Here is a 3467-nt window from a genome sequence, read left to right as displayed (position 1 = left end):
GAGCGAAAGGAGAGGCGACGCGGCTGCACTATATCGTGACGGACGTGGCGGGTACGGCGCGGGAGCTGTGCAGCGAAGAGGGAGAAATCCACTGGCGGGGCGAGCAGGGGCTGTGGGACGGATATCGGGAGGAGAAAATCCCCCTTCGGCTGCGGCGCTATCTGGGCGACGCGGCGAATGAGGAAGTGTATTGCGAGCTGCGCTATCAGGGTCAGATATATGACAGGGAAACGGGGCTTTACTATAACCGGCATCGTTATTATGATGGCGGAGAAGACGGGTCGCAGCAGTATTTGTCGCCCGACCCTTCGGGGTTTGATGGGGGCATCCGACCTCAGGGATACGTACACAATCCGCTGGAGTGGGTTGACCCGTTGGGGTTGGTTGGGTGTCCTGATCCTAAAGAAGATAGGAGAAGAAGGCACCATTCTAAATCTGCCACGTATGATAAGCATACAAAAGCAAAAACGAGAGAAGACGCTATAAAGCTTTCTAATAACAAAGGGCCTTCTCAGTATTGGGACGAAAGTGTTCAAGGATCGACGACTTCAAAAGACGCAACTAGTTTTAGAAATAAGCTAGAAAAAGAGGCATTAAAAAATGGCAAGTATGTACCACAAAAAGGTGGCTCTGATTACTATATATACGATGCTGGTAGAACGGTGGGATATAATAATGGAAAGCCAACGCAATTTATGCGAGTTGAAGTAACTAAAAGCACTAATGAATTTCATGGTCACCCTATATCACCTGAAAAATATATTGAATATTTTGGGAAATGAATCTATGGAAAGTGTTAATTTTTTTAAAAAATATAAACCATTGTCTTTGTTTTCTTTTCCTTCTGGTTGGTTTTCTCTAAAAAATCATATGTATGATATCGATCCTGCTGTTCTCCATCTTGTCACGGATCATGAGTTATCTCGTCTGGAAGACATCTTCTTTGGAGAAGATGTCTTCATAGCTAGATGTGAAATGCCACTGACTAATGGAAAAAATATTATGGCTGTGTTATCGATCGGATGTAGATTGATGAACGATGATTTGCGTGAATTACCACCGCACTGTTTTTATGATGTGGAAGTTACTCTTTACTCTATAAAAGGTAAGAGTAAAAATTCTTTTTTTGAAAAGAAAACAATCTTGTCCAATAGATATGATGCTGCAAAAAAAGCATCGGAATATATGATTCTTTTCTCAAATTATATTTATCCCGATTTACAAGATGGGATTTTAGATCTAAATGGAGATTTAGAAGCGTATTTTGATGAGGGGATTATACATTAATTCCATTATCTTAAAATCCGGAAAATGATCCTTCCGGATTTTTATTTTTAGCGGCTTGCCTTATTACGCCAGCATAGTTCCCTGTTCAGCCCGAATAATTATTATCTTTCCGGGCAGCAATTCAATATTTAATGACTGGTTGATCAATCCGCAGCGGGTCAGCCAGTCGCCCGCAAGAGTCAGCTCGCCGTTCTCGCGTGGGGCAATGCGGGTACCTGCCGGACGGTACGGCAGCGCGGGAGCTGTGCAGCGAAGAGGGAGAAATCCACTGGCGGGGCGAGCAGGGGCTGTGGGACGGATATCGGGAGGAGAAAATCCCCCTCCGGCTGCGGCGCTATCTGGGCGACGCGGCGAATGAGGAAGTGTATTGCGAGCTGCGCTATCAGGGTCAGATATATGACAGGGAAACGGGGCTTTACTATAACCGGCATCGTTATTATGATGGCGGAGAAGACGGGTCGCAGCAGTATTTGTCGCCCGACCCTTCGGGGTTTGATGGGGGGATAAGGCCACAAGCGTATGTTCATAATCCGCTGGAGTGGGTTGATCCGCTGGGGTTGGCGAAAACACCGCCGCTGGGTAGTGAGGGGAATCCATTTGCGACATCTCGTGCTGCTCGTCGTGAAGCAATGCGTCAGGCCAAAATACCGACAAGCCAACAGCCAATAAGTCAGTCTAAGAATGCTTCTGGGTGGGAATATCGGTATGAAGTTCCTAAATCGAAAGGCGGCGGAATGACGCAGGCAACTGTTCAACAACAAACAATGGATGTCAGTCATCCCGATAAACCTCACTGGGAAGCAGGCAAGGTAAAAGTTGATCCAAACACAGGAGAAACACGTATGAATGACTATGGACGACCTAAAATAGAAAATCAGAAAGGCAAGGCTTATTATAAAAAATGTCCACAGAAAAATAAGTAAATTTTAATTGGAGGCGTTATGGCTATAGATCAATACAAACGGGATTTAATTTACCGACGAGGTAATGGGAAGTCTGTTTTAAATGGTTATAAAGAAAAAATCACCTCTTTATTTTTAATTGATGTTGAACAGCTTAGTTTCCTATCTCTTGAAGAAACGGATGATGTTATTTTAAAAAAGCCTAAAGAGCGATATGAAGTTAGTAAGGTTCGAGTTTCCCCTGATGATACAAAAAAAATATTGGATGAAATTATGGAAAGCAAAGGGGAATATTATGTTTTTATTGATGATGACTGGAAATACTGTGGGGCTTTCTTGATTGAATCATTGATGTTTTTAAGGGATGATTTTAGGTTCGGTGAAAAAGTAAATAATAATATTTTTTTTATATCTCGTGATTTAAAGAGTTTAATAGATCTTGATTATTCTGAGGATAAGGGAAAATTTTATATAGAAAAAATTACTTTTGAGTTAAGTTAAAACTTAACCGGAAGAGATCTAATGATCCTTCCGGTTTTTTATTATTACGCCAACATAACCTCTTGCTCCGCCCGAATGGTTATTTTACCGGGCAGCAGTTCAATATTTAACGACTGGCCGGGCAATCCGCTCCGGGTCAGCCAGTCGCCCGCCAGATAAAGCTCGCCGTTATCGCGTATCCAGTCCGCGCCCTCGCGGTCATGGCGAACTATGGCCCGCAGGCGAAAACCTTGCTGCAAAACCTTATCGCGGCGCTGAAAAAAATGCTGGCGGAGTCACAGGCCAAAGGCGGCTGGATGGTCGCGGTGATGAAAGACAGCCTCGTCGGGATCATTAAAACGCTGGATGATTTGCTGACGAAATTCGATACGGCGCTGACGGAGATTGAGTCAAAGATAACGGAATTTATCGGCAAGGTGGTGACGCGAAAAAACGGCTCGGCGCGCAGCAAGGGGGCGAAGCATAAAACCGAGGACGCCAACGCGGGCAGAAGCCAGGATACGCAGCCCGACGCCGCAGAACAACAGAGCAAAGCCGGTGAAAGGGATCAAGCCAACTGCGCCAACTCAGGCAACTGCCGGAGCGAGGGGGAGCCGGTGGATATGGCCACGGGCTATGTGGTTGACTGGCGTACCGATTTCCAGTTGTCCGGTGTTTTACCGCTGCTGCTGAAACGGTATTACCGTTCCGGCGGTGAGCGCCGGCCGGGATTGCTGGGGTCGCTGTGGCGTTGCAACTGGGATATGGATCTGACGCTGGATCACGGCGTGGCGACGC

4 protein-coding genes and 3 pseudogenes are annotated in these 3467 nt (G+C 45.9%); 5 read left to right on the top strand and 2 right to left on the bottom strand.

Annotated elements, in window-relative coordinates:
• Both BIY29_RS20755 and BIY29_RS19600 read left to right on the top strand, forming a co-directional pair.
• Positions 1-782: RHS repeat-associated core domain-containing protein (locus BIY29_RS20755; RefSeq protein ID WP_240630242.1), on the top strand; the 782-nt coding region annotated here is incomplete at its 5' end.
• 4 nt (positions 783-786) lie between these two features.
• Entirely contained in the window at positions 787-1287 is a 501-nt protein-coding gene (locus tag BIY29_RS19600; RefSeq protein ID WP_121576681.1) for a hypothetical protein, read from the top strand.
• A 63-nt stretch (positions 1288-1350) separates the two neighbouring features.
• On the opposite strand, the pseudogene BIY29_RS21145 reads toward BIY29_RS19600, so the two are convergent.
• Positions 1351-1482 (bottom strand): annotated as a pseudogene (locus BIY29_RS21145) (SymE family type I addiction module toxin); the annotation flags it as partial.
• A 38-nt stretch (positions 1483-1520) separates the two neighbouring features.
• Here BIY29_RS21145 and BIY29_RS19590 point away from each other — a divergent pair.
• Positions 1521-2210: pseudogene (locus BIY29_RS19590) on the top strand (RHS repeat-associated core domain-containing protein); the annotation flags it as partial.
• Between the two features lie 18 nt (positions 2211-2228).
• Positions 2229-2690: a hypothetical protein gene (locus BIY29_RS19585; protein ID WP_121576679.1), complete on the top strand. Its 462-nt coding sequence runs from the start codon at positions 2229-2231 to the stop codon at positions 2688-2690.
• Between the two features lie 44 nt (positions 2691-2734).
• Here the strand turns inward: BIY29_RS19585 and BIY29_RS19580 are convergent.
• Positions 2735-2890 (bottom strand): annotated as a pseudogene (locus BIY29_RS19580) (SymE family type I addiction module toxin); the annotation flags it as partial.
• 30 nt (positions 2891-2920) lie between these two features.
• Here BIY29_RS19580 and BIY29_RS19575 point away from each other — a divergent pair.
• A partial coding sequence (locus BIY29_RS19575) for a DUF6531 domain-containing protein (RefSeq protein ID WP_240630240.1) occupies positions 2921-3467 on the top strand: 547 nt, incomplete at its 3' end.

Source organism: Brenneria alni, from assembly GCF_003666245.1.
In the GTDB taxonomy this organism is placed as follows: domain Bacteria; phylum Pseudomonadota; class Gammaproteobacteria; order Enterobacterales; family Enterobacteriaceae; genus Brenneria; species Brenneria alni.
Note: the sequence above shows the minus strand (reverse complement) of the source record. Positions and strands in the feature narration are given on the sequence as shown.

Excerpts from the sequence above, each read along its gene's own strand:
- BIY29_RS19600 (WP_121576681.1), top strand. The coding sequence starts at position 787 with ATGGAAAGTGTTAATTTTTTTAAAAAATATAAACCATTGTCTTTGTTT.
- BIY29_RS19585 (WP_121576679.1), top strand. The coding sequence starts at position 2,229 with ATGGCTATAGATCAATACAAACGGGATTTAATTTACCGACGAGGTAAT.